Raw genomic sequence first — 24,639 nt, forward strand, 5'->3', positions numbered from 1 at the left:
GACGCGCTCGGCGAGCCAGCCGCGGGTGTCGCCGTCAGGAATGAAGCAGATGTCGTAGGAGTCGGGCTTGGTCGCGACCGAGAAGCCGCGCTCGGCGGCCTCCGCACGCACCTCGGCCTTGGACGGCGTCTCGCCGAGCGGGAACATCGAGTGCTCGAGCTGCTCGGCGGTCAGCACGCCGAGCACGTAGGACTGGTCTTTCGCCCAGGCGCTCGCGCGGTGCAGTTCGCGGTTCCCCGCGGCATCCGTCTGGATGCTCGCATAGTGGCCGGTGCAGACGGCGTCGAAGCCGAGGTCGATCGCCTTGTCGAGCAGGGCGGCGAACTTGATGCGCTCGTTGCAGCGCATGCAGGGGTTCGGGGTGCGGCCGGCGGCGTATTCGGCGATGAAGTCGTCGACGACGTCGAGCTTGAACCGCTCGGAGAAGTCCCAGACGTAGTACGGGATGCCGATGATGTTCGCGGCCCGCTGGGCGTCCATCGAGTCCTCGATGGTGCAACAGCCGCGGCTGCCGGTGCGCAGGGTTCCGGGCATGCGGCTCAGGGCGAGGTGCACGCCGACGACCTCGTGCCCCGCCTCCACCGCGCGCGCCGCCGCCACCGCGGAGTCGACCCCGCCACTCATTGCTGCCAAAACCTTCACCGGGCAAGTGTAATCGGACGGCCCGGTTTGGCCAATGCGGCTCGGGCACGTCGAGCCCGGGAGGTCAGCGGGTGGGCACGCGGTCGTTCATGCCGGCGCGGCTGGCCTGGGCGTGCGCTGCCGGCAGCGCGGCGAGGAAGGCGTCGACGTCGGCCCCTGTCGAATCGCGGCCGAGGGTGATCCGCAGGGCGCTGCGGGCCTCCGCCTCGCTGCGGCCCATGGCACGCAGCACGTGCGAGGGCTCCGGGATGCCGGCCTGGCACGCCGATCCGGTCGATACGGAGATTCCGGCGGCGTCGAGCAGGAAGAGCAGCGACTCCCCCTCGCAGCCGGGGAAGGTGAAGTGGGCGTTGCCGGGCAGGCGCTGCTCATCCGGCCCGTCGGGTGCCGCACCGTTGAGCACCGCGGTGGGCACGACGGCGAGCACCCCCGCGATCAGCCGGTCGCGGAGCGCCCTCAGGTGCACGTTGCGGGCGGGCAGGTCGCCGAGGGCGGATGCCGCGGCCGCGAACGCGACCGCCGCTGCGAGGTCCTGGGTACCGCTCCGCACCTGGCGTTGCTGGCCGCCGCCGTGGATCAACGGGACGATACTGGCCCGGCGCGACAGCACGAGTGCTCCGATGCCGACCGGCCCGCCGATCTTGTGGGCGGAGAGGCTGAGGGCGACGATGCCGCCCGCGGAACCTCCGGCGCCGCCGGAGGCACCGGTGCGGCCCGCGCCGCTGAGCGCGCGGAAGTCGATCGGCACCTGGCCGTACGCGGACACGGCGTCGATATGCACCGGGATCCCGTGGACGGCGGCGATCTCGCCGATCTCGGCGACGGGCTGCAGGGTACCGACTTCGTTGTTCGCGGCAAGCAGGCTGAGCAGCGCGACATCCTCTGCGCCGGTCCCGAGGGCATCCGCCACCCGGGCCGGGTCGACCCGGCCTGCCCTGTCGAGCGGAAGCCACCCGGGTTCTGCCCCGTCGTGGTTTTCGAGCCACTCGACGGTGTCCATGGTCGCGTGGTGCTCGCCGCCGGGGACGAGGATGCGCCTGCGCGGGGCGCGCGCCCAGAACAGGCCCTTGAGGGCGAGGTTGATCGCCTCGGTGCCTCCCCCGGTGAACACGACCTCGATCGGATCGCAGCCCACACTCCGTGCCACGGTCTCGCGGGCTTCCTCGAGCATCCGCTTGGCATTCTGGCCCTGGCTGTGGATGGAGGCCGGGTTTCCGACGACGCTCATGGCGTCGACGTATGCCTCGATGGCCGCTGGCAGCATCGGCGTCGTCGCGGCGTGGTCGAGATAAATCGACAAAATACCCTCTTCCGCTCGGTTTTCGGCTGGCTGAGCGTGCGCCGGTGGTCACGGCCAGTCTCCGTACTCATTACTCTAGAACGCATGACTCACGCCGATCCCCTGCACAACCTCGGCGTGCGGCTTTCAGCCGGGGTCGGCGAACTCCGTGTCTGGTCGCAGAACGCCGAGGCCATGGACCTCTGCATCTTCGACGCCACGGACCCGAACTGGATCGTCAAGACCGTGCCGATGACCCGCGACGCGGACAATGTCTGGTCCGGTCGCAGTCGCACCCTGTCCGCGGGCCGCCACTACGGCATCCGCGTCTCGGGGCCTGCCGCATCCACGAATTCGTTCCACCCCGAGAAGACCATGGTCGAGCCCTATTCTCGAGGCCTCGTCAGGGTCGGCCCTGAGCAGTGGCAGTCCTCCGTCGTCGACGACGCCTTCGACTGGGCCGGTTCGGTGAAGCCGAAGATCGCGCTTGACCACACCGTCGTCTATGAGGCGCACGTGCGGGGCATCAGCAAGCTCAACCCGGCCATTCCCGCCGACCTCCGCGGCACCTACGCAGGCCTGGCGCACGAATCGACGATCACCTATCTCAAGGAACTCGGCGTCACCTCGGTCGAGCTCCTCCCCGTGCAGGCGTTCGTTTCCGAACAGCGCCTGCTCAAGCAGGGTCTCACCAACTACTGGGGTTACAACACCTTCAACTTCTTCACCCCGCACGCCGACTATGCGACCATGGCGTCCCAGTCGGCAGGTCCGGAAGCCGTGCTGCGCGAGTTCAAGGGAATGGTCAAGCTCCTGCACGAGGCCGGCCTCGAGGTGATCCTCGACGTCGTCTACAACCACACCGCCGAGGAGGGTCCGGGCGGCCCCGCGAGCAGCCTCCGCGGCATCGACAACGCTACCTACTACCGCCAGAACGATGCGGGCGGCTACATCGACGTGACCGGCTGCGGCAACACCCTCAACGTCTCCAACGAGGTGCCGCGCCGACTCGTGCTCGACTCTCTCAAGTACTGGGCGAACGACGTGCAGATCGACGGCTTCCGTTTCGACCTCGCCGCGACGCTGAGCCGCGGGGACAACGTGGAGTTCCAGCGCGACCATCCCCTGATCAAATCCATCCAGTCCGATCCGGAACTCGCCGGCGTCAAGCTCGTCGCCGAGCCGTGGGACGTGGGCATGGGCGGCTGGCAGACCGGCAATTTCCCGGACGGCTGGACGGAGTGGAACGACCGTTACCGTGACCGGATGCGCTCGTTCTGGCTCACCGACATCGCGGCGGCCAGGGACGGCCACTCCGGGAGCGGCATCGGCCGCTTCGCGACCCGGCTGGCCGGCTCCGCGAACACCTTCTCCCTCGAACGCGGCCCGCTCGCGTCGCTGAACTTCATCACGGCGCACGACGGCTTCACAATGGCCGACCTGACCGCGTACAACGTCAAGCACAACGTCGGAAACGGCGAGTCCAACCGCGACGGCACCGACAGCAACAACTCCTTCAACCACGGGGCCGAGGGACCCACGCGCGACCGCGGCATCCTCGCGACCCGGCGCAAGGCGATGCGCAACCTCCTCGGCACGCTTCTGCTCTCCGCGGGCGTCCCGATGCTGACGGCCGGCGACGAATTCGGTCGCAGCCAGCGCGGCAACAACAACGCGTATTGCCACGACAGCGAGCTGACCTGGCTGAACTGGGACCTCGACGACTGGCAGATCGACCTGCACCGTGTCACGAAGAAGCTGCTCCAGCTGCGTCGTGACAACCCGGCCCTCCGCCCGGTGTGGTTCGGCCGCTCCGGCGAAACCACCCTGAGCGCGAGCGAGATGGACTGGTACAACATCGAGGGCAAGTCGATGTCGGAGGACAACTGGCACTCCCCGAAGGAGCGCACCCTGCAGTACCTCGCGGCGTCGACGCCCGAGTTCGAGGAGTTCAACCGGATCCTCCTCATCGTGCAGGGCCGCGAGCGCGACGTGACGGTGACGCTGCCAGAGCACGCCGGCGTCTCCTCGTATTCGCTGCTCTGGGATTCGAGTCACGACGACCTGAGCGACGCGGTCATCGAGCACATCCCCGGCACCCGGCTGCTCGTGCCGGGTGCGTCGATGCAGTTGTTCCGGGCGAGCTAGTCCGGCCCGGTCGCAGAGGAGTCGCAGTGGTGAAGAAGCACGACGGCGCCGGTGGGACGCCCGCGACCGTCGCGCTCACGCACGCGGGCATCCGGTTCACGCCGCACGCCTACGACCACGACCCGTCGGCGACGGGGTACGGCCTCGAGGCCGCTGCAAAACTCGGGCTCGACCCGGCCAGGGTGTTCAAGACCCTGCTGGCGGATGCCGATGGCACGCTCGTCGTCGCCGTCGTGCCGGTCGCCGGCCAGCTCGACCTCAAAGCCCTGGCGCACGCGGCCGGGACCAAGAAGGCCGTGATGGCCGACCCGAAACTCGCCGAGCGGAAGACCGGCTATGTGCTCGGCGGCATCAGCCCGGTCGGGCAGAAGACCCGCCTGGTGACCGTCGTCGACGAGACCGCCCTGCTGTACGACACCGTGTTCGTGTCCGGCGGCCGCCGCGGGTTCGACATCGAGCTGGCGCCGGCGGACCTCCTCGCCGCCACCGACGCCCTCACCGCCCCTATCGCGCGCTAGCCGGCTACGGCGATCAGGCCCATCTCTGCCGAGCTCACCAGCAGGTCGTTCTTCGGGACGACGCGCACCGTGTACCCGAACGCGCCGCCGCGGTCGAGCGCGACCGTCCCAGTGAAGAGGGTCGCACCGCCCTGCTCTGGCGAGTCGGAACCGTCCGCGGCATCCGGGTCGACGACCGCCTCGAGCGCGAGGGTGTGCACGCCGCTCAGCTCGTCGTTGGCCAGGCTCTTCCCGTAGACGACCTCGACGGTGACATCCGCGGGGTCGAGCCCGTTGAGCTGCACATGGGCACGCAGGTGCAGTTCGTCGCCGACCTTGGGAACGGCGGCGACCCCGCCGGACTCGACGTGGGCGACGGAGACGCCCGGCCACTTGGCGACGATGCGCCCCTTCCACACGGCGAGTTCGCGCGCAGCACGGTAGTTGTTCGCGGACAGGCGTGCCTCGGCGGCCCCGGCCGGGCGGTAGAGCTTCTGCACGTACTGGCGCACCATCCGGCCGGCGTTGAGTTCCGGGGAGAGGGTGGCGAGGGTGTGCCGGATCGAGGCGACCCAGCGTTCGGGAACACCGTCGCCGTTGCGGTCGTAGAAGCGGGGAGCGACATGGTGTTCGATGAGCTCGTAGAGCGCGTCGGCTTCGATCCGGTCCCGCTCGGCGGAGTCGCCTGCGGCATCAGCCGACGGGATCGCCCAGCCGTTCTTTCCGTCGTAGTACTCAGGCCACCAGCCGTCGAGGATCGAGAGGTTCAGCGCTCCGTTGAGTGCCGCTTTCATTCCCGAGGTGCCACAGGCCTCCAGGGGACGCAGCGGATTGTTGAGCCAGACATCCGTGCCGGGGTACATCAGCTGCGCCATGCCGATGTTGTAGTCGGGTAGGAACGCGATGCGGGTGCGCAGCTCCGGGTCGGCCGCGAACTGCACGACCTTCTGGATGAGGCGCTTGCCCTCTTCGTCCGCGGGGTGCGACTTGCCGGCGATCACGATCTGGATCGGGTGCTCCGGGTGCAGCAGCAGGGCACGGAGCCGCTCGGGGTCGTGCAGCATCAGGGTCAGCCGCTTGTACGTCGGGACGCGGCGGGCGAACCCGATCGTGAGCACCTTCGGATCGAAGACCTGGCCGATCCATGCCGGCACGATCCCGCCCGGGTTCTGCACGAGCCAGGCCGCGGCGATGCGCCGGCGGGCGTCCTCGACGAACTGCAGGCGCATCGTGCCGCGCACGGCCCAGAGGTCGTCGTCGGTGATCGCGGGCGAGGCCCAGTCGGCCTCAGAGGTATCGCTCGTGCCGAGGCGGTCCTCGGCGAGGTGAAGCAGCGAGGGGTCCGTCCAGGTCGGGGCGTGCACGCCGTTGGTGATCGAATCGATCGGCACGTCCTCGGCGTCGAAGCCCGGCCAGAGTCCCTTGAACATCCGTCGGCTGACCTCGCCGTGCAGCTTGGAGACGCCGTTGGCGCGCTGGCCGAGCCGCAGGCCCATCAGCGCCATGTTGAAGACGTCGGGAGACCCGCCCGGATAGTTCTCCGCGCCGAGGGCGAGGAGCTCGTCGACGCCGACACCGGGAAGGAGGTCGGTCTCGAAGTACCGCTGCACGAGGCTGCGCTCGAACCGGTCGATTCCCGCGGCGACGGGTGTGTGGGTCGTGAACACCGTTCCCGCCCGCGCGACCTGCAGGGCCTCGGCGAAGCTCAGTCCGTCACCGATCAGGCTCGAGATGCGTTCGAGGCCGAGGAACCCGGCATGGCCCTCGTTGGTGTGGAATACCTCGGGTTCCGGCCGGTTGTTGAGGGCGCTCCAGACCTTCACGGCGCGGGCGCCGCCGATGCCGAGGAGCAATTCCTGCAGCAGCCGGTGCTCGCCGCCGCCGCCGTAGAGCCGGTCCGTGACGAGGCGCAGGTCGTCCGCGTTCTCGGGAATGTCCGTATCGAGCATGAGCAGGCGGATGCGGCCGACGTTCGCCTGCCAGACGCGGGCGTGCAGGGTGCGGTTGTCGGGGAGGGCGAGCGAGACCTGCACGGCGGAGCCGTCGGCACGGCGCAGCACGGACAGGGGCAGTCCGTCGGGATCGAGCAGGGGGTAGCTCTCGATCTGCCAGCCGTCCGGGGAGATCGCCTGGCTGAAGTAGCCTGCCCGGTAGAACAGGCCGACGCCGATGAGAGGGACGCCCAGGTCCGAGGCGCTCTTCAGGTGGTCACCCGCGAGGATCCCGAGGCCGCCGGAGTACTGCGGGAGCGCGGCGGCGATGCCGAACTCCGGGGAGAAGTAGGCGATCGACGCGGGCTTGTCACCCTCGAGGCCCTGGTACCAGCGCGGTTCCTGCAGATAGGAGCGCAGCCCGTCCCTGATCGAGTTGACCCAGGAGACGTATTCGTGGTCTGCGGCGAGCGCCACGAGCCGGGCCGGATCGACGGCGCCGAGCAAGGCAACGGGATCAGTACCGATCTCGCGCCACAACTCTGGTGAGATGTGTTCGAAGAGTTGGCGGGTCGGCTCGTGCCAGGACCAGCGCAGGTTACCGGCAAGCTCATCGAGGGCTGCTAGAGCCTCGGGCACGACGGTGCGGACTGTAAATTTACGGATCGCCTTCACGCGTCCCAGCCTAGAGGCGCTGGCAGGTCTCTGTCCCGTTCCTCCCCCGGAAACCGCACAATTCGCGCTACGGTCATCTTGTGGCAAAGACAGCTAAACGTGCAAATGTTGTTCCCGAATCCGTGGCAGGCGCCGACGCCGGCACGGACCTGGCTCCCCCTGCGGGTCAAGGCAAGCGAGGCAAGGAGGAGCCGACGCGCATCTCACGCATTCCGATCCTCGACCTCGCACCCCAGCTGGCCGACAATCTGTGGCCGGCGAAGGCCTTCGTCGGCGAGGCCGTCCCCTTCGGGGCCACGGCATTCCGTGAGGGTCACGACATGATCGGGGTCACCCTGCTCCTGACGGATCCCGAGGGGAACCGGTCCGAGCATCCGATGCACCCGGGGGCCCCGGGCACCGACAGGTGGACAGCCCTCGTCACACTTGGAAGGCAGGGCATCTGGCAGTACCGGGTGCGCGCCTGGGCCGATGGGTGGGCCACGTGGCGCCACACCGCCGAGATCAAGGTCCCCGCCGGGATCGACATCGAGCTGACGTTCCTCGAGGGTTCCATGCTCCTCGCTGCGGCCGGAACGGACAAGCGCCGTCCGGCCGCCGAGCGTCGCGTTTTCGCGCACGCCGCAGCGGACCTCACCAACCCGGGCATCTCGGTCGACGATCGCCTCGCCCTGCTGGACACCCCCTCGCTCAACGCTTTCATCACCGCACGCCCACTCGCAGGACTGTCGTCGACATCGGCACAGCGCGCCGTGCGCGTGGAGCGCACCCGGGCCGGCGTCGGCTCCTGGTACGAGTTCTTCCCCCGCTCAGAGGGCGCCGTGCAGCGCGCGGACCACTCCTGGCAGAGTGGAACGTTCCGCACCGCAGAGGACCGCCTCCCCGGCGTCGCCGCGATGGGCTTCGATGTGCTCTACCTCCCACCGATCCACCCGATCGGCCGTTCGTACCGCAAGGGCCCGAACAACACCCTCAACGCCGGACCGAACGACCCCGGCTCGCCCTGGGCGATCGGATCGGAGGACGGCGGCCACGACGCCATCCACCCGGACCTCGGCACCGTCGACGACTTCCGGCACTTCCTCGCCGCAGCAGCGGAGAACGACCTCGAGGTCGCCCTTGACCTCGCACTGCAGGCCTCGCCGGACCACCCCTGGATGACCGAGCACCCTGAGTGGTTCACCACCCTCCCGGACGGCAGCATCGCCTACGCCGAGAACCCGCCGAAGAAGTACCAGGACATCTACCCGATCAATTTCGACAACGATCCAGCCGGCATCCGTGCCGAGGTGCTGCGGATCGTGCGCTACTGGATGGGTCTCGGCGTGCGGATCTTCCGCGTCGACAACCCGCACACCAAGCCCCTCGATTTCTGGGAGTGGCTGATCAACCGGGTCACCGAAGAGAACCCCGACGTGATCTTCCTCGCCGAGGCGTTCACGCGCCCTGCGCTCATGCAGGCGCTCGGCAAGGTCGGATTCCAGCAGTCGTACAGCTATTTCACCTGGCGCAACACGAAGACAGAGCTCGAGGAGTTCTTCCACGGCCTCGCGACGACGACGGCGGACTTCTACCGCCCGAACCTCTTCGTGAACACCCCGGACATCCTCTCCGAGTTCCTCCAGGTCGGCGGACACGCCGCCTTCAAGATCCGGGCGGCCCTCGCCGCGACAGCCGCCCCGACCTGGGGCATGTACGCCGGTTTCGAGCTCTTCGAGAGCGTGCCGCGCCCCGGCGCCGAGGAGAACATCGACAACGAGAAGTACGAGTACCGCCCGCGCGATTTTGCGGCCGCGGAAGCGGCAGGCGAGTCCCTCGCGCCGTACGTCTCGTTGCTCAATGCCATCCGCCGCGCCCATCCCGCACTCGGCCAGCTGCGGAACCTCGACCTGCACACGAGTGACGACGGCGCGGTGCTCGTGTACAGCAAGTACCTCGATGCGGCACACACCGGCACAGGGACAAGTGACGCGATCATCGTCGTCGTGAATGTCGACCCGCATTCGGTGCGCGAGACCGTGGTGCGCCTCGACGTGACCCGTTTCGGGCTCGAGCCCGGCACGGTCTTCGAGGTCGAGGAACTGATCACCGGTGCCATCTGGACCTGGACAGCAGACAACTTCGTGCGACTGGATGCCGCTGCCGAACCGGTACACATCCTGCACGTCAGAGGAGCAGCACGATGACGCCAAAGACCCCACGCCCCGCCACCGTGCCGGTGGTTCCCCCGGGCATCCTGCAGGCGATCGCCGAAGCCCGCTACTACAACCCCCACGAGATCCTCGGGCAGCACCTGATCGGGGGGACGACGATCGCGGACCCGCTCACCGTCATCCGTGCGCTGCGCCCGCTCGCGAGCGAGGTCTTCGCGATCCTCGAGTCCGGCGCCCACATCGAGCTCGTGCACATCGGCTACGGAGTCTGGCAGTGCGTGAGCACCGTCGGCCTCCAGGCATACGAGCTCGAGGCCCGGTATCCGGACGCCCCCACCTGGATCGTCGACGACCCGTACCGCTTCCTGCCGACTCTCGGCGAACTCGACCTGCACCTCATCGGCGAGGGCAGGCACGAGCGACTCTGGGACGTACTCGGAGCCCACTATCATTCCGGCACAACCGTCGCTCCTCTCCCGACCGACGAAACGGCCGGTCTGGTCGCAGGCACGTCCTTCTCGGTGTGGGCTCCGCACGCGCAGGCCGTGCGAGTGATCGGTGATTTCAATTCCTGGAGCGGCATCCTGCATGCCATGCGCAACATGGGCAGCACGGGCGTCTGGGAGCTCTTCGTCCCCGGCCTGCACCCAGGGTCGAACTACAAGTTCGAACTTCTCGCCCAGTCCGGCGAGTGGGTGCGCAAGGCCGACCCGATGGCCAGGTACACCGAGGTGCCCCCGATGACCGCGTCGGTCATCGGCGAGACGCACTACGAGTGGGCGGATGCGGAATGGCTCGCCGAGCGGGCCAGGACCCAGGCCCACAAACGGCCGATGAGCATCTACGAGATGCACGTCGGGTCGTGGCGGCCCGGGCTCGGCTACCGGGACCTCGCCGACCAGCTGATCGACTACCTGCACGAGCTCGCCTATACGCATGTCGAGTTCATGCCGCTCGCCGAGCATCCGTTCGGCGGGTCGTGGGGCTACCAGGTCACCGGCTACTACGCCCCGACCAGCAGGTTCGGCCACCCGGACGACCTGCGCTACCTGATCGACCGGCTGCACCAGTCGGGCATCGGCGTGATCATGGACTGGGTGCCCGGGCACTTCCCCAAGGATGACTTCGCCCTCGCCCGTTTCGACGGCCAGGCGCTCTACGAGCACGCGGATCCCCGCCGCGGTGAGCAGATGGACTGGGGAACCTACGTCTTCGACTTCGGCCAGACCCAGGTGCGGAACTTCCTCGTCGCGAACGCGCTCTACTGGCTCGAGGAGTTCCACATCGACGGTCTCCGCGTGGACGCGGTCGCGTCGATGCTGTACCTCGACTACTCCCGTGAGGACGGCCAGTGGGAGCCGAACATCTACGGCGGAAACGAGAACCTCGAGGCGATCAGCCTCCTGCAGGAGGTCACCGCGACGGCGTACAAGCGCAACCCCGGCACGGTCATGATCGCCGAGGAATCCACCAACTGGGGCGGCGTCACGGCTCCGACCAGTCGCGGCGGACTGGGTTTCGGCTTCAAATGGAACATGGGCTGGATGCACGACTCGCTCGAGTACACGAGCATCGACCCGATGTACCGCTCGTACCACCACAACGAGATCACCTTCTCCTTCGTCTACGCGTTCAGCGAGAACTTCCTCCTGCCGATCAGCCACGACGAGGTCGTGCACGGCAAGGGCTCCCTCGTCGCCCGGATGCCGGGAGACGACTGGCAGAAGCTCGCGAACGTGCGGGTGTACCTGTCCTTCATGTGGGCTCACCCGGGCAAGCAGCTCCTGTTCATGGGCCAGGAATTCGGCCAGCTCCAGGAATGGAGCGAATCCCGTGGCCTCGACTGGTGGCTGCTCGACCAGTCCCCCCATCGCGGACTGTTCACCCTCGTCGGCGAGCTGAACCGGGTCTACCGGGGCAACGCGCCGCTCTGGGAACGCGACACCGACCCTGCCGGGTTCGAGTTGCTCGACGGAGGGGCCGCCGCGCAGAACGTCGTCTCGTTCCTCCGCTGGGACGACTCAGGCACGCCGATCGCGTGTGTGTTCAACTTCGCCGGCCAGCCGCACACTGGTTACCGGGTGGGGCTGCCGTTCGCGGGCGTGTGGGACGAGATCCTGAACACGGACGCGCAGAATTTCGGTGGTTCCGGGATGGGGAACCTCGGCCAGGTCACGGCGACAGAGGAACCGTGGACAGGGCGACCGGCATCCGCCCTCGTCACGCTGCCGGCCCTCGCCGGCGTCTGGCTGCGCCTGCGCCGCTAGACGCCGCTGCTTGCTGAACTTCGCGAGAGTACGAAAATGGCCCCCTCCCCGGTCGGGAGGGGGCCATTTTCGTACTCTCGCGGGGCTACGCCGGCTAGTAGAGCAGCATTGTCAGGCGCTTGCGCGTGGGGGCGACCCTGGGGTCGTCCTGGCCGATGACCTCGAACAGGTCGAGGATGCGTTCGCGGATGCGGTTCTTGCCCGCGGCGTCCTGGGCGGGAAAGAGCGTGAGGAGCCGGTCGAAGGCATCCTCGACGTGCCCGCCGGAAAGATCGAGGTCGGCGACGAGGAGCTGCGCCTCGAGGCCATCCGGCGCGGCCGCTGCCGCTGCACGGATCTCCGCGAGCGTCTTGCCCTGGAGCCGGGCGAGCAGCCCCACCTGGGCGAGCCCGGCGACGGAGAGGTTGTCCCTGGGATCCCTGGCGAGTGCCGTCTTGTAGATCGCGATCGCGGCGGCGTAGTCGCCCCGTTCGATCGCCTCGTAGGCCTCGACGTGGTGCGGCGGGAGTTCGGGCTCCGGAGGGGCGACCGGGGTCGCCGCATCCGCTCCCTCCGGGGCGACCGCCGTCCCGACGACGCCGTGCTCCGCCGCGAGCTCGAGCACCCGCTGGAGGACCGCACGGACCTGATCCTCCGCGATCACGCCGTTGAAGAGCGCGACGGGCTGGCCGCCGATGACCGCGGCGACGGTCGGGATCGACTGGGCCTGGAATGCCTGGGTCAGCTGCGGGTTCGTGTCCACGTCGACTGTGGCGAGCACGAACCGACCGCCGTACTCGAGGATCAGCCTGGTGAGGACGAGGGTCAGTTCAGCGCTCTGCTCGCTGCGCGCCGACCACAGATCGACGACGACCGGAACGTTCGCCGACAGGTCGAGGATCTCGCCGAAGTTCGCGTCCGTTCCCTGGAACACGAGACTCGGAACCGAAACCGCCCCGGCCTGACCCGCCTGTCCGGCAGCTCCGGCTGAGCCGGCTCCCCCGGCCGCCGGTGCCGGCGGCCGGTTCAGGAGGGAGGACAGATCGACCGCACCGCGCATGCTGGCGGCGGACGGGGGGACAATGCTCATGGAAGCTCCGTAGACGAGATCAGTCCCTGGGCAAAGCCAAGGAGGACAATTTTATCGCTCGAACCGGCGGCGGGAACGTGGAACAGAAGCTGGTCGGCGTAGGTGTTCTTGAAGCCCTTCGCGGTGGCGGTGAGGCCGGAGAGCGCCTTGCTGGCGACCGCGCCCTCACCGGGGCTGACCGTCGCAGCGGCGTCGACGGGTTTGACGGTTTCCGTCTCCTCGAGGCTGACCGCGACGATGCTCCCCGAGTCGTTCGTCGCGAGGGCGATCGTGGGCCCTGTGCTCGCCTTGGCACCGAATTCGATCGACGCCGTCGTCGGCAGCTTGGCTTTCTTGTCCGCCTTGTTCGCGTCGATCTGGGTGCGGAAGCTGTCCCCGGTCGCATCGAACAGGGCGAACGACGGGCTCGCCTCGCCATTGCTGAGGATGTCCGCGTATGCGGCCGCGACCTGATCGGGCGGCAGGAGCATCAGTTTCGAGTCGGGGGCGATGATGGGTGCGCCGATCGTGGCGGGGGCCAGGTCAGGGATCTTCGCTGAGGGCTCGAGCTGCACCGCATATTCGACGAGGTAGCTCGCCCGTGCCGACTCCTGGCGGAGCACGACGACGGTCGGCGCGACATCCGGGGTGTCCTTGTTCTGGACGACGGTCATCACGACCCGGGGCCAGGTCGCAGACTGCTGCGGAAGCGAGAGCGTGAGCGGTCCGGCAGGGAGCGCGGCCAGTGCGGGGAAGTCGGGAGCGATGGCTCGCACCTTGTAGTTGGCGAGGCGCTGGTCGAAGGCGGGACCGGTGAATCGGGTCGCGAGGATGTCTGCGCTCAGGTTCTTGTCACCGTCCGCTGCGACCGCGGAGATCTTGGTCATGATCCGCTCGAGCTGCGGCACCGTCACGGCGGCCGGAGGCACGTCCTTGATCACGACGGCCGCCCCGCTCGCGTCAGGCGTCGGGCTGAGGGAGGCAGCATCGGTCGGGGTGCTGCCCGGCCAGAATTCCGCAGAGCATCCCGTGAGGACGAGTCCGGACACGAGGAACATCGGAACAACGGCGATCAGGGACCGCCCGATCGACCGTCGCCCGGTGATCTCGCTCGCCTTGATGGACTTGGGGCGGGGCGCCCGCGGAAGTCGCGGCATCCGTGGACCCTTGGGCAGGTTGCGGCGCGGGCCGTGCGACCTGCGCAGGTGGAGGAGGGCCCACAGGTACAGGATGAGCCCGACCAGGGCGAGGATGGCGCCCCCCATGATCAGCGGACCGGCCCAGGGGGTCGAGTTGTCCACGGGCCAGGTGATGCTCACCTTCGACGGCGCGGGGTTGGTGCCGTCAGAGGCGACGATCATCGAAATGCCTTCCGGCAGGTTCACGGTCGCCGTGAGTTCCTTCGTGCCGGTGAATTCCTCCAGCCAGAGGTCCGAACCGGCCGGGTTCGTCACGGTCGCTGCGGCGACCGGCGCCGTGCCTGCGGGAACATCGGTGTCTGCGGGGACGGTGTCGCTTCCGAGGCCGGGCCCGTTCTTATCGGTCGAGTGGATGCTGACGTACTCGTGTCCGGCCAGCCACGCCTTCACATCCGCCGTGCGGCCATATGCCGCGAACAGGGTGTCGGATCCGGAGAGGGTGACGGTCTGGGCGCCCGGGTGCTCCGTCAGGGCACTGGAATCGATCACGGCGTACGGAGCGTCGGCGGCGATGGTCGCGCTCAGGCTACTCGTCGCGGGTTCGAGGAAAACCGTCCGCTGGGCAATGCCGAGCACGATCATCACACCCGCTAGGACGAGCGCCACGATGGCAAAAAGGAAACGCACTGATACCCTCCTGTGTCGCCAGCCGCTCCGCACACACGGGTGCTTGAACCCGGAGCGGGTCCAGGAAGCAGCGGACAGGACATTCCACGATACTGTCTCGTCCTGAAAGCTGCCTAATAGACCCCTGTAGACGGGACGCGCGGCCGCCGCGTCAACCCACTAAAATTGTCGTGGCCCCCTTGGCCGGACTAAATGCGGGGTCAGAGTTCCAATACAAGGAGATAGCGTGGCGATCGACGAAGCTGATTTCACCCAGGTTTTCCGTGGTTATGACAAAGAAGAGGTCGACAGGGCAATCCAGGGCCTGCGTCGTGACCTGATCCAGGCGAACAGCCAGGGTACGGAAGCCAACAAGGAAATCAAGCGCCTCACCGCGCACATCGACGATCTGAACGCTGAGATCGAAGAGGTCGGCAGCCCCACCTTCTCCGGACTCGGCACGAAGCTCGAGAACACCCTTCGGGTCGCTGAGGAACAGTCCACCCGCGTGATCGCCCAGGCCGACATCGATGCCGAGCGCCTGCGAGCCTCCGCCGCGAGCGAGGTCGACACCCTGCGCCGCGAAGCAACCGAACGGGCAGAACGCGCCCTCTCCGACGCGAACGTCAAGGCCAGCCGCCTCCTCGACGATGCCCGCGCCGAAGCCGACGACCTGCTCGCACGTGCCCACGACGACTACACCACGGTGACCGGCGACGCCGTGCAGGAGGCAGCCGCAATCCGCGGTGCCGTCGCCACAGAGGCCGCGGAGCTCCGGGCCACGGTCAAGCGCGAGGTCGCCGCCATCCGCTCAGAGGCGGAACGTGAAGCAGCCGAGGTGCGCGTCGTCGCACAACGTGAGGCGACGGATGCCCGTGAAATCGCCGCCGGACTGACGCGCGAAACCGAACTCACCAGGGCCGAGGTCGCCCTCGAGCTCGACCAGCAGCGCGCGGATCTGGCCAGGGAGACCGAACAGGCCAGGATCGACCTCACCGCGGAGACCGAGCAGGCCCGCTTCAACAGCGCCAGGGAGGCAGAGCAGGCCGCCATCGACCTCGCCCACGAGACCGAGCAGACGCACACGGCTCTCGCTGCGGAGGTCGAACAGGCCCGCACGGATCTCGCCCGCGAGATCGACCAGGCCCGCATCGACCTCGGCATCGAACGTGAGCAGGCCGAGACCGAACTCGCGCTCGACCTCGCCCGCCAGCGCGCAGCCCTCGCCCAGGAGCTCGAGAAGGCTCGCGCCGCCCAGGCCGCGAGGGCCGAGCAGGCCGCCGCCGACCTCGCCAGGGAGAACGAGCAGGTACGCGCGGACTTCACCGCGGACGGCGAGCAGCTCAGGATCGACCTGGACAACCAGCTCACGGCCGAGCGCAAGCGCGGAGAGCACGAACAGGCCCGCCTTCGCCGCGACATCGACCAGACTCGCGCGGACCTCGACGTCGAACTCAAGGCCCGCCGCGACGAGGCGGAGCAGGGTCACCTGGCCCGGCACCAGGAGGCCGTCGCCCAAACCCAGAAGTTCCTCGACGACGCCTTGAAGCAGCTCGCGGAGACCAACCAGCGCACCCTCGAGTTGCGGGCACTCAACGAGCAGCTGGACTCCGGCGCCCGCGCAGAGGCGAAGACGGCCCGCCTGGCCGCGGAAGCCCATGCCGAGCAGATCGTTCAGGACGCGGAAGCCCGCGCCACCGCGCTCGTCACCGAGGCCGAGAAGCGGACACGCGCACTTGTCGCTGACGCGGAGGAGCGCCTCTCCCAGATTAGGATTGAGCGCGACTCGGTCGCCGGCTACTTCGAGAGCCTGCGAGGCCTCCTCACGCAGGCGGAAAAGGTCACAGCACTGGACGATTGAACGCCACCGCCATCCCGAGGAGATCCGAGTGAAAATCCAGAACGCATTCCGCCTGGGGCTGATCGGAACCCTCGGGGTCGGGGTGGGAATCCTGATCCTCAGCTCGATTGTCAGCCTGTCGACGATCATCACCTACATCGGTGCCGCCCTGTTCATCGCGCTCGGACTGGACCCCTCGGTGTCCTGGCTCGAGAAGAAGGGCTTTCCGCGCTGGGCGGCGATCCTCGCCGTGCTGATCGCGGTCATCGGCGTGCTCACCGGGGTCATCTTCGCCATCGTCCCGATCATCGTCGACCAGATCACGAAACTGTCGCAGGCCATTCCCGAGCTCGTCAGGTCCGTCAACTCGTCGACGTTCCTGTCGGACATCCAGAAACAGTTTCCAGCCCTCCCCGTCTCCGGGATCGTGAAGTCGATCACCGACTACGTGAGCACCAACGTGACGACGATCACCACCGCGATCATCCAGTCCGGGCTCGCCGTGGTCAGCGGATTGTTCGGTGCCCTGATCATCGTGATCCTGTCGCTCTACTTCACTGCGTCGCTGCACAGCCTGAAGACCGCGACCTACCAGCTCGTACCTGCCTCGAAGCGTGCGCGGTTCGCCGACCTCAGCGAGCAGATCACGACGTCCGTCGGTCGCTTCGTCGTGGGGCAGGCCGCGCTCGCCTCATGCAACGGCGTACTGAGCTTCACGTTCCTGTCGATCATCGGCGCCCCCTTCCCCGCCCTGCTCGCCGTGATCGCCTTCCTGGGGTCGCTGATCCCGCTCGTCGGAACGATCAGCGGTTCGGTCATCATCGTGCTCGCGTGCCTGATCCCCGGGATCGGCAGTTCGACCCTCACGGCACTGGTCGCGGCGATCTACTACATCGTGTACATGCAGGTCGAGGCCTATGTCCTCAGCCCCAACATCATGCGACGCGCCGTGTCGGTACCCGGTGCCGTCGTCGTCGTCGCGGCCCTCGCGGGTGGGTCACTCCTCGGCATCCTCGGCGCGCTCATCGCGATTCCGGTCGCCGCGGCGGTGATCATGATCATCAAGCAGGTCGTGATTCCCCGCCAGAACGAGCTCTGACCCGGGCTCGCAGCTCGATCAGCCGAGCCACTCGGTCGGAAGGGGTGCGGCCGCCGGGTTCACGACGGCGACGATCTCGTTGAGGATGCGCTTGGTCTGGGTCTCCCCCACCCACAGGTGCTTGCCTCCGTCGACCGCGATGAACAGGGTCTCCGGGACACTCGTGAATCGTTCCCTGGCGGCCTCCGGTCGCAGGTAGTCGTCGTGCTCGGGGATGATCGCCACGAGCCGGCGCGAGTTGCCCGCCCAGGCCGCCAGTTCCGCATCCGTCGCACGGTGCAGCGGCGGGGACAAGAGGATCGCCCCCAGGATGGGATGTTCGAGGCCGTACTTGATCGCGAGTTCGGTGCCGAAGGACCAGCCGACCAGCCAGGGGTTGGGGAGCTTCCGCTCGGCGACGAACGCCATTGCCGCCGCGACGTCGAGCCGCTCGGCGTTGCCGTGGTCGAAACTTCCGCCGCTCGTACCCCGTGGTGAGGTCGTCCCCCGGGTGTTGAACCGCAGCACGGCGAGGTCGGCGAGGGCAGGCAGGCGCCCTGCCGCCTTGCGCAGGATGTGTGAGTCCATGAATCCGCCGTGAGTCGGCAGCGGATGCAGCGTCACGAGTGTCGCGACCGGCTCGCGGTCGAGCGGAAGGGCCAGTTCCCCCACGAGGGTGAGGCCGTCACTCGTGTGCAGCTCGATGTGCTCGCGGCGGGCGGGCAGTTCGATGCCGCCCCGGATCTCGGCCACGGTGGAACTCACGGTGTCTCCCTCGTGCCGGTGTCGCCCGGCATCATCTGATTCTCCAGCAGTGGCTGTGCCAGTGCCGGCGTCCCGCCAGGTCGGCGGCCTCCCCCATGAGCCCGTCCGCGCGCCACGCGACGAGGTGAGGAGTCTTCGGTGCGATCTCGAGATTGCATCCGGGGCAGACGTAACTCTTCGTCGCCCGGCTCGCCGTCACCGGCTGAACCGTCCAGAGGCCGTCGCGCCGTTCCTCGGTTCGACGCCAGCCTGCCCGCATGCGGTCGAGGCTGTCGTCCTCGCCGGCATCGTCCGGACCGCGCCTGCGACCCCTCGGATGATTGCTGCGTGGCATTGGGTCAGTCTACGTCTGGTCGGCGGGCGCGGCGAAGCGCGCCGTGCGACAGCCGGACCCCTAGTACCAGCCGGAGTCGACGGAGTGCGCCCAGGCGCCGCAGGGAGTGCCGTAACGGCCCGTGATGTAGCCGAGGCCCCATTCGATCTGGGTGCCCGCGTTCGTGGCCCAGTCGGCGCCTGCAGACGCCATCTTGGAACCGGGCAGTGCCTGCGGAATACCGTATGCACCGCTGGGGTTTTCGGCGTTGACGCGCCAGCCGGATTCCTTGTTCCAGAGGGCGACGAGGCAGCTGTACTGGTCCTCGCCCCAGCCGCGCGCGGCGACGGCCCCGGCAGCGTATGCCTGAGCAGACCCGGGGTTCGCCACCGCGGCGGTCGGCGCCGAAGCGCTCGAACTCGACTTGCTCGACGACTTGGCCGCGACCACGACGGGGACCGGGGCCGGCTTGGGCTTTTCGGTGACCGTGTATGACTCGCGCACGATCGTGTTGGAATATGAGCCGTTCACCTGGACGACCTGCGTGGCCTGGCCTGCGAAGCGGCCGCCGGCCGACTGGTAGTACGGCGATGCCGTCGCGCCGGAGTACGGATCGACGACGGTCACGAGCACGAAGGCCGCGGCTGCGGTGAAGGCGAAGAGGAACAGGACACGGGCACGAGGTCGGGGTTTCTCGGCCCTCCGAATTGTCGGAGTGGTGGTATTCCCGGACTCAATTACGCTTAGGTGTCTTCCCACGATTTCTCGAGCCTAACCCAGATTTCGGATAACAGCCAGATAACGGTCCGAGATTCACCGAACCGCGAGCATCACGTCGACGACGCTGTCGAGCACGACATCGACCTGGATTTCCCGATACCCGCCGCGTTGCGGTCGGAAAACGGACGAACGCACATCGTCCGCCGTGATCGGAAAGCCGTCTTCGAAGTACTTGGTGAGCTTGTTCGCGAACCGGTCGACATCCGCCCGGTTGTACCCGACGCTCAGGAAGCTGACCCGGCTGAAACGATGCCCCGCCGGCCGTCCGAGTCGGTTCACGAGTTCCTGAGCACGGTCGCGGGCACTCTCGAGCCAGGCCTGCTTGCCGTGGGCTCCCGCCTCGCGTTCGCGGTCGCGCACGGCGAATGCGTCCTCGAGGCGTTCGAGGGCAGCGTCGACGTGTGCGGACGAGTAGCCGCCCTTCCGCATCGAGAACGCGGTGTGGCGGATGCTTTCGGCCGTCAATGGTTCGGAGTCGTCGGTCGCGTCGTACGCACGACGCGCGCTCGCCAGGAACTCGTCGACCTGGGTGACGTTGTAGCCGAGCGTCTTCTTGCCGGCCCGGGGAAATGTGGTGCTCACTGGATCATTCTGCCCCACGGGGAGGCCGCTGTCGAAAGCGTGCCCCCACCGGGGGTGCTTTCCGCTGGTCAGCGGAAGATGAGATACAGCGCGTACGTTGCCGCCGCCGAGGGAAGAATCGAGTCCATCCGGTCGAGGAAGCCACCGTGGCCGGGAAGCCAGGAGCTCATGTCCTTGATACCGAGGTCGCGCTTGATCAGCGACTCCGCGAGGTCGCCGAAGGTGGCGCTCAGCAGGATGACGAGTCCGAAGACCAGGCCGAACCACCAGGGTTCCCCGATCATGAACAGGGACAGCACCACACCGACGATCAGACACGCCAGGCCGGCACCCGCGAAGCCTTCCCAGGTCTTCTTGGGGCTGATCGTCGGCACCATGCGGTGCTTGCCGAAGGACAGCCCGCTCGCATACGCCGCGGTGTCGTTCGAGATCACCAGAAGCAGGAAGGCGAGGGTCCACCATTGCCCGTCCGGCTGCGCGACGAGCAGCACGGCGAAGCTGCCGAGAAACACCACGTAGGTCTGGATGAAGAAACCGGCTCCGATATCACCGAACACCGAGCGGGCAGTCCCCCGGTGGGCGGGGCTGAGCAGCAGGAACACCCGCCAGAGGCCGATGAAGAGGATGCCGGAGAGGGTGACGAGGAACTGGCCGCTCGCTCCCCAGTAGAAGGCCGCAGGGACGACGGAGACCGCTGCGATGACGACCGCGATGCGCGGCACGTTGCGTCCGGACTGCCTGAGGGCCTGCGCGAGTTCGAAGGCCGTGAACCCGACGAATGCGGCGGCGCAGACCATGAAGAGCTCTTTGATGAAGATCAGGCTCACGAGCATGAACAGGCCGAGCGCGAGGCCGATCAGGGTCGCCAGGATCAGGTTCCGACCCGTTCGGGCCGCGATCCGTTCGTTGGTCGCGTCCAGCTGCGCGCGCGTCGCCTGCACCTGGCGTTCGATGTCCGCGCGGGTGGACTGCATCTGCCGTTCGAGGTCGTTGCGGGCAGCGTGGACCTGGGCCCGGAACTCAGAGCTACCGGCCCCATGGGGTCGTTTGGGAGGAACCGGTGCAGTGTCGCCGGTTTCGTCGCGTGGCTCGTGCGTCATGACGCTGGCTCCGCCCTTAAATCTCGAGGAGTTCGGCCTCTTTGTGCTTGAGCGCGGTGTCGATCGCGTCGACGTGGGTCTTCGTGATCTGCTCGAGCTCCTTCTCTGCCCGGGCAACGTCGTCGTCACCGACTTCACTCTTCAGCGCATCGAGTTCGTCCTTCGCCTTGCGTCGCAGGTTGCGCACGGAGATCTTGGCGTCTTCCGCCTTGGTCCGTACGATCTTGACGTATTCCTTGCGGCGGTCGGCCGTGAGTTCCGGAAGGGTCGCCCGGATGACGTTGCCGTCGTTGCCGAGGTTGGCGTCCAGGTTCGGGGTGTCACGAATGGCCTGCTCGATGTCGCGCAGGGCACCCTTGTCATAGGGTCCGATCAGGAGCGTGCGTGCCTCGGGGTTCTGCAGGGACGCGAGCTGCTCGAGCGGTGTCTGGGTTCCGTAGTAGTTCACCAGGATCTTTGCGAACATCTGGGGGTTCGCCCGTCCGGTGCGCACGGTCCCGAAATCGTCTTTGGCGGCTTCGAGGGCCTTGTGCATTCGTACGCTTGCATCGGACAGAACATCCGCGATCACGGTAACTCCTTCGTTGAGGCTTCGACCTGGTGATTTCGACCTGGTGACTTCGACCTGAGGCCGTTTCGACCGCAGGTGACATCGACAAGTTTAGTTGGAGACGAGGGTTCCCAGATCGGCCCCGAGGATGGCGGCCGTCACATTGCCCTGCGGCGCCATTCCGAAGACCTGCATCGGCATCCCGTTGTCCATGCAGAGGCTGAAGGCGGTCGAGTCGACGACCTTCAGGCCGCGCTGTAAGGCGTCCTGGTAGGTGAGGTGGCGGATCATTTCCGCGTCCGGGTCGGTGCGCGGGTCGGCCGAGTAAACGCCGTCGACGCCGTTCTTGGCGACGAGGACGATGTCGGCACCGATTTCAAGCGCGCGCTGAGCCGCGACCGTGTCGGTTGAGAAGTACGGCAGTCCAGCCCCGGCCCCGAAGATGACGACGCGTCCCTTTTCGAGGTGACGTTCGGCGCGGCGCGGAATGTACGGCTCGGCGACCTGGGTCATGGCGATCGCGGACTGGACCCGGGTCTCGGCGCCGGCCTGCTCGAGAAAGTCCTGGAGGGCGAGGGCGTTCATCACGGTGCCGAGCATGCCCATGTAGTCAGCCCTGCCCCGGTCCATTCCGCGCTGGGACAGTTCAGCACCACGGAAGAAGTTCCCGCCGCCGACGACGACGGCGACCTCCACGGTCTGTGCGGCCTCCGCGATTTCCCGGGCAAGTGAGCTGATCACATCCGGGTTCACGCCGAGGCTTCCTGCGCCGAACGCTTCGCCGGAGAGTTTGAGAAGGACTCTGCGCTTCTTACCCGAATCTGACATGCCCTGGGGGTCCTTCCGTTGTGCGTGATCTAAAACTACTGCGTGCCGACTCAGGGCGGACACAGCAATGGAGACCGGCCTGCTCGCGCAAGCCGGTCTCCATCATTGGTACTGCGAGCCTATTGCCTAGGCGCCGACCTTGAAGCGGGCGAATCCGGAAACCGTGAGACCGGCATCCTTCAGCACCTGCGCGACGGACTGCTTGTTGTCCTTCGCGTAGTCCTGCTCGAGCAGGGCGACCTGCTTGAAGTAGGCGTGGATGCGGCCTTCGACGATCTTGGGCAGTGCCGCTTCCGGCTTGCCCTCGTTCTTCGAGATCTCGGTGACGATGCGGCGCTCGGCCTCGACGAGGTCAGCGGGAACGTTCTCGCGGTCCAGGTACTCCGGATTCGCGAAGGAGATGTGCTGGGCGACGCTGCGTGCGGTGTCAGCATCCTCTCCCGAGTAGCCCAGGACGACGCCGACCTGCGGGGGCAGGTCCTTGCTGGTCTTGTGCAGGTAGATCGCGAACTTCTCACCCGTGACGGATGCGACGCGACGCAGCTCGAACTTCTCACCGATGATCGCGGCTTCGCCATCGATCAGTTCGGCGACGGTCTGGCTGCCGGCGGGGGCGGCCAGGCCTTCGGCGACCGAAGTGGCACCGGCAGCGGCAACCGCGTCCAGGACCTTCTCGGCGAGGGCGCCGAACTTGACACCCTTGGCGACGAAGTCGGTCTCGCAGGCGAGCTCGATCAACGTTGCGGTCGTGCCGATCTCCTTGGCGGCGACGAGGCCCTCAGAGGTGGAACGGTCAGCGCGCTTGGCGTTGCCCTTCGCACCCTTGAGACGCAGGATCTCAACGGCCTTCTCCATGTCGCCGTCGGCTTCGACGAGGGCGTTCTTGGTGTCGACCATGCCCGTACCGAGGCGTTCACGGAGGGCTTTGACGTCTTGCAGGCTGATGCTGGCCATACCGGGTTCCTTACTTGGTTTCTTCGGCGGGAGCTTCGACGGCAGCAACGGCTGCCACGTCGGCTGCTTCTTCGACGACCTGCTCGGCGGCGACGGTTGCGTCGGCGACCTCAACGGTCTCGGCGGAGGACTGCTCGGGGGTGGCGTCGGTTGCGGCGACATCCTCGGTCTTCAGCAGTTCTGCTTCCCAGGCGGCGAGGGGCTCGATTTCGGCCTCCGGCTTGGCGTGGCGCTGGATCAGGCCCTCGGCTGCTGCGTCCGCGATGATGCGGGTCAGCAGGCCGACGGAACGGATGGCGTCGTCGTTGCCCGGGATCGGGTACTGCACGTCGTCGGGGTCGCAGTTGGTGTCGAGGATCGCGATGACGGGGATGCCGAGCTTGCGGGCTTCGTCGATGGCGAGGTGCTCCTTGTTGGTGTCGACAACCCAGAGCGCGGACGGCGTCTTCGTGAGGTTGCGGATACCGCCGAGGCTCTTGTGCAGCTTGACGAGCTCGCGCTTCTTGATGAGCATTTCCTTCTTCGTGAACCCGCTCTTGGCGGTGTCCTCGAAGTCGAGCTCTTCGAGCTCTTTCATGCGGGCCAGACGCTTGGAGACGGTCTGGAAGTTGGTGAGGAGGCCACCGAGCCAGCGCTGGTTGACGTACGGCTGGCCAACACGGATGGCCTGCTCGGAGATCGATTCCTGCGCCTGCTTCTTGGTGCCGACGAAGAGGATCGTGCCGCCGTGGGCGACGGTCTCCTTGACGAAGTCATAGGCCTTGTCGACGAAGCCGAGGGACTGCTGCAGGTCGATGATGTAGATGCCCGAGCGCTCCGTGAAGATGAATCGCTTCATCTTCGGGTTCCAGCGGCGGGTCTGGTGTCCAAAGTGCACGCCGCTGTCGAGCAGCTGGCGGATGGTGACGACGGCCATGAGCCGTACTCCTTGTCCGGCGCGCCGCATACGCGGCAAAACGCCAATCGGTTCGTGTCCTGATCGGTCGATCACGACTCCTGGTGCCCGGCGCACCGCCGCCTGGCTTCCGAGGAAGTAAGGACCGAATGGAGGTGTTGGCCGAATGGGCACGCGTAGTCAGCGCACGAAGCGCTGCTGCCATAACTTTAGCACCCGGCGAACCCGGTTCCAGCCAGGTCCGGGGGAACGGATGTCCCCCGCCACCCGTCCTCAACAGCCGGAGTCCCCGTCGACCCCTGCACCACCCCGCGCGAGTGGGCTCATCGGACCCGCCCGACCTCCAGTCTGTGGGCATGTCGATTCACAGCCGCACCGTCAGCGCCCTGGTCGCCGCCATTCTGGTCTGTTCCACCGTCGCACCCGCGGCGACCGACCAGGGCGGGCCACGCGCGCAGCCGCAACCGATGCCCGAGCGAGGTCCGACGACCGGATCGGAGGCGTGGGAG

Annotated in this window: 19 protein-coding genes and 1 pseudogene; 6 read left to right on the top strand and 14 right to left on the bottom strand. The window is 67.4% G+C overall.

Annotation, left to right across the window (positions count from 1 at the left end; genetic code table 11):
• Together QN345_RS04285 and QN345_RS04290 are read right to left on the bottom strand one after the other, a co-directional pair.
• Positions 1-642: pseudogene (locus QN345_RS04285) on the bottom strand (tRNA 2-thiouridine(34) synthase MnmA); the annotation flags it as partial.
• 64 nt (positions 643-706) lie between these two features.
• Complete coding sequence (locus QN345_RS04290) at positions 707-1,942, bottom strand: cysteine desulfurase family protein (RefSeq protein WP_322189772.1); 1,236 nt, start codon at positions 1,940-1,942, stop codon at positions 707-709.
• Between the two features lie 84 nt (positions 1,943-2,026).
• Here QN345_RS04290 and glgX point away from each other — a divergent pair, with 84 nt between their 5' ends.
• Together glgX and ybaK are read left to right on the top strand one after the other, a co-directional pair.
• Positions 2,027-4,069, top strand: coding sequence for a glycogen debranching protein GlgX (glgX, locus tag QN345_RS04295; RefSeq protein WP_134447650.1), 2,043 nt, complete (start codon positions 2,027-2,029; stop codon positions 4,067-4,069).
• Positions 4,070-4,098: 29 nt separating this feature from the next.
• Positions 4,099-4,587, top strand: a complete 489-nt coding sequence (ybaK, locus tag QN345_RS04300) for a Cys-tRNA(Pro) deacylase (RefSeq protein WP_370294844.1) — start codon at positions 4,099-4,101, stop codon at positions 4,585-4,587.
• Here the strand turns inward: ybaK and glgP are convergent.
• The gene (gene glgP, locus QN345_RS04305) at positions 4,584-7,172 is read right to left on the bottom strand and encodes an alpha-glucan family phosphorylase (protein WP_322135700.1); all 2,589 of its coding nucleotides are present in this window, start codon (positions 7,170-7,172) and stop codon (positions 4,584-4,586) included. The genes ybaK and glgP overlap by 4 nt on opposite strands.
• A 122-nt stretch (positions 7,173-7,294) precedes the next feature.
• Between glgP and QN345_RS04310 the strand changes: the two genes are divergently transcribed.
• Positions 7,295-9,358 carry an alpha-1,4-glucan--maltose-1-phosphate maltosyltransferase gene (locus QN345_RS04310; protein WP_416347650.1) on the top strand — a complete coding sequence of 688 codons (2,064 nt, stop codon included), beginning with the start codon at positions 7,295-7,297 and terminating at the stop codon, positions 9,356-9,358.
• A complete protein-coding gene (glgB, locus tag QN345_RS04315; RefSeq protein WP_323508468.1) occupies positions 9,355-11,592 on the top strand; it encodes a 1,4-alpha-glucan branching protein GlgB in 2,238 nt (745 codons plus the stop codon). Before QN345_RS04310 ends, glgB begins: the two co-directional genes overlap by 4 nt.
• 94 nt (positions 11,593-11,686) lie before the next feature.
• Here the strand turns inward: glgB and QN345_RS04320 are convergent, their stop codons facing one another.
• Together QN345_RS04320 and QN345_RS04325 are read right to left on the bottom strand one after the other, a co-directional pair.
• A complete protein-coding gene (locus QN345_RS04320) occupies positions 11,687-12,661 on the bottom strand; it encodes a tetratricopeptide repeat protein (RefSeq protein ID WP_323508469.1) in 975 nt (324 codons plus the stop codon).
• Positions 12,658-14,466 (bottom strand): hypothetical protein, encoded by a 1,809-nt coding sequence (locus tag QN345_RS04325; protein ID WP_134447641.1) that lies wholly within the window; start codon positions 14,464-14,466, stop codon positions 12,658-12,660. The genes QN345_RS04320 and QN345_RS04325 overlap by 4 nt, the downstream gene beginning before the upstream one ends.
• A gap of 226 nt (positions 14,467-14,692) precedes the next feature.
• Here QN345_RS04325 and QN345_RS04330 point away from each other — a divergent pair, with 226 nt between their 5' ends.
• Together QN345_RS04330 and QN345_RS04335 are read left to right on the top strand one after the other, a co-directional pair.
• Complete coding sequence (locus QN345_RS04330) at positions 14,693-16,306, top strand: DivIVA domain-containing protein (protein WP_134560748.1); 1,614 nt, start codon at positions 14,693-14,695, stop codon at positions 16,304-16,306.
• A 28-nt stretch (positions 16,307-16,334) separates the two neighbouring features.
• Positions 16,335-17,384, top strand: a complete 1,050-nt coding sequence (locus tag QN345_RS04335) for an AI-2E family transporter (protein WP_134447637.1) — start codon at positions 16,335-16,337, stop codon at positions 17,382-17,384.
• Positions 17,385-17,402: 18 nt separating this feature from the next.
• On the opposite strand, the gene QN345_RS04340 is transcribed toward QN345_RS04335, so the two are convergent.
• The 9 genes from QN345_RS04340 to rpsB form a co-directional block, all read right to left on the bottom strand.
• Positions 17,403-18,128, bottom strand: a complete 726-nt coding sequence (locus QN345_RS04340; RefSeq protein WP_134447635.1) for an alpha/beta hydrolase — start codon at positions 18,126-18,128, stop codon at positions 17,403-17,405.
• A gap of 31 nt (positions 18,129-18,159) precedes the next feature.
• Positions 18,160-18,462 carry a hypothetical protein gene (locus QN345_RS04345; RefSeq protein WP_134447633.1) on the bottom strand — a complete coding sequence of 101 codons (303 nt, stop codon included), beginning with the start codon at positions 18,460-18,462 and terminating at the stop codon, positions 18,160-18,162.
• A gap of 60 nt (positions 18,463-18,522) precedes the next feature.
• Positions 18,523-19,200: a lytic transglycosylase domain-containing protein gene (locus QN345_RS04350; RefSeq protein WP_241985041.1), complete on the bottom strand. Its 678-nt coding sequence runs from the start codon at positions 19,198-19,200 to the stop codon at positions 18,523-18,525.
• Between the two features lie 54 nt (positions 19,201-19,254).
• Entirely contained in the window at positions 19,255-19,803 is a 549-nt protein-coding gene (locus QN345_RS04355) for a DivIVA domain-containing protein (RefSeq protein ID WP_323508470.1), read from the bottom strand.
• Positions 19,804-19,871: 68 nt separating this feature from the next.
• A complete protein-coding gene (locus QN345_RS04360; protein ID WP_241975525.1) occupies positions 19,872-20,903 on the bottom strand; it encodes a phosphatidate cytidylyltransferase in 1,032 nt (343 codons plus the stop codon).
• A 16-nt stretch (positions 20,904-20,919) separates the two neighbouring features.
• On the bottom strand, positions 20,920-21,474 hold the full coding sequence (frr, locus tag QN345_RS04365; RefSeq protein WP_134447629.1) for a ribosome recycling factor: 555 nt from the start codon (positions 21,472-21,474) through the stop codon (positions 20,920-20,922).
• A gap of 90 nt (positions 21,475-21,564) precedes the next feature.
• On the bottom strand, positions 21,565-22,281 hold the full coding sequence (pyrH, locus tag QN345_RS04370) for a UMP kinase (protein ID WP_134447628.1): 717 nt from the start codon (positions 22,279-22,281) through the stop codon (positions 21,565-21,567).
• A 126-nt stretch (positions 22,282-22,407) separates the two neighbouring features.
• Positions 22,408-23,235 (bottom strand): translation elongation factor Ts, encoded by an 828-nt coding sequence (gene tsf / locus QN345_RS04375; RefSeq protein ID WP_134447626.1) that lies wholly within the window; start codon positions 23,233-23,235, stop codon positions 22,408-22,410.
• 10 nt (positions 23,236-23,245) lie between these two features.
• Positions 23,246-24,151: a 30S ribosomal protein S2 gene (gene rpsB, locus QN345_RS04380; protein ID WP_134447624.1), complete on the bottom strand. Its 906-nt coding sequence runs from the start codon at positions 24,149-24,151 to the stop codon at positions 23,246-23,248.
• Positions 24,152-24,639 lie beyond the last annotated feature (488 nt).

The organism is Cryobacterium sp. 10I1 (assembly GCF_035019805.1).
GTDB lineage: Bacteria > Actinomycetota > Actinomycetes > Actinomycetales > Microbacteriaceae > Cryobacterium > Cryobacterium glucosi.

Excerpts from the sequence above, each read along its gene's own strand:
- QN345_RS04360 (WP_241975525.1), bottom strand. The coding sequence starts at position 20,903 with ATGACGCACGAGCCACGCGACGAAACCGGCGACACTGCACCGGTTCCT.
- glgX (WP_134447650.1), top strand. The coding sequence starts at position 2,027 with ATGACTCACGCCGATCCCCTGCACAACCTCGGCGTGCGGCTTTCAGCC.
- glgB (WP_323508468.1), top strand. The coding sequence starts at position 9,355 with ATGACGCCAAAGACCCCACGCCCCGCCACCGTGCCGGTGGTTCCCCCG.
- rpsB (WP_134447624.1), bottom strand. The coding sequence starts at position 24,151 with ATGGCCGTCGTCACCATCCGCCAGCTGCTCGACAGCGGCGTGCACTTT.
- pyrH (WP_134447628.1), bottom strand. The coding sequence starts at position 22,281 with ATGTCAGATTCGGGTAAGAAGCGCAGAGTCCTTCTCAAACTCTCCGGC.
- QN345_RS04345 (WP_134447633.1), bottom strand. The coding sequence starts at position 18,462 with ATGCCACGCAGCAATCATCCGAGGGGTCGCAGGCGCGGTCCGGACGAT.
- tsf (WP_134447626.1), bottom strand. The coding sequence starts at position 23,235 with ATGGCCAGCATCAGCCTGCAAGACGTCAAAGCCCTCCGTGAACGCCTC.
- QN345_RS04320 (WP_323508469.1), bottom strand. The coding sequence starts at position 12,661 with ATGAGCATTGTCCCCCCGTCCGCCGCCAGCATGCGCGGTGCGGTCGAT.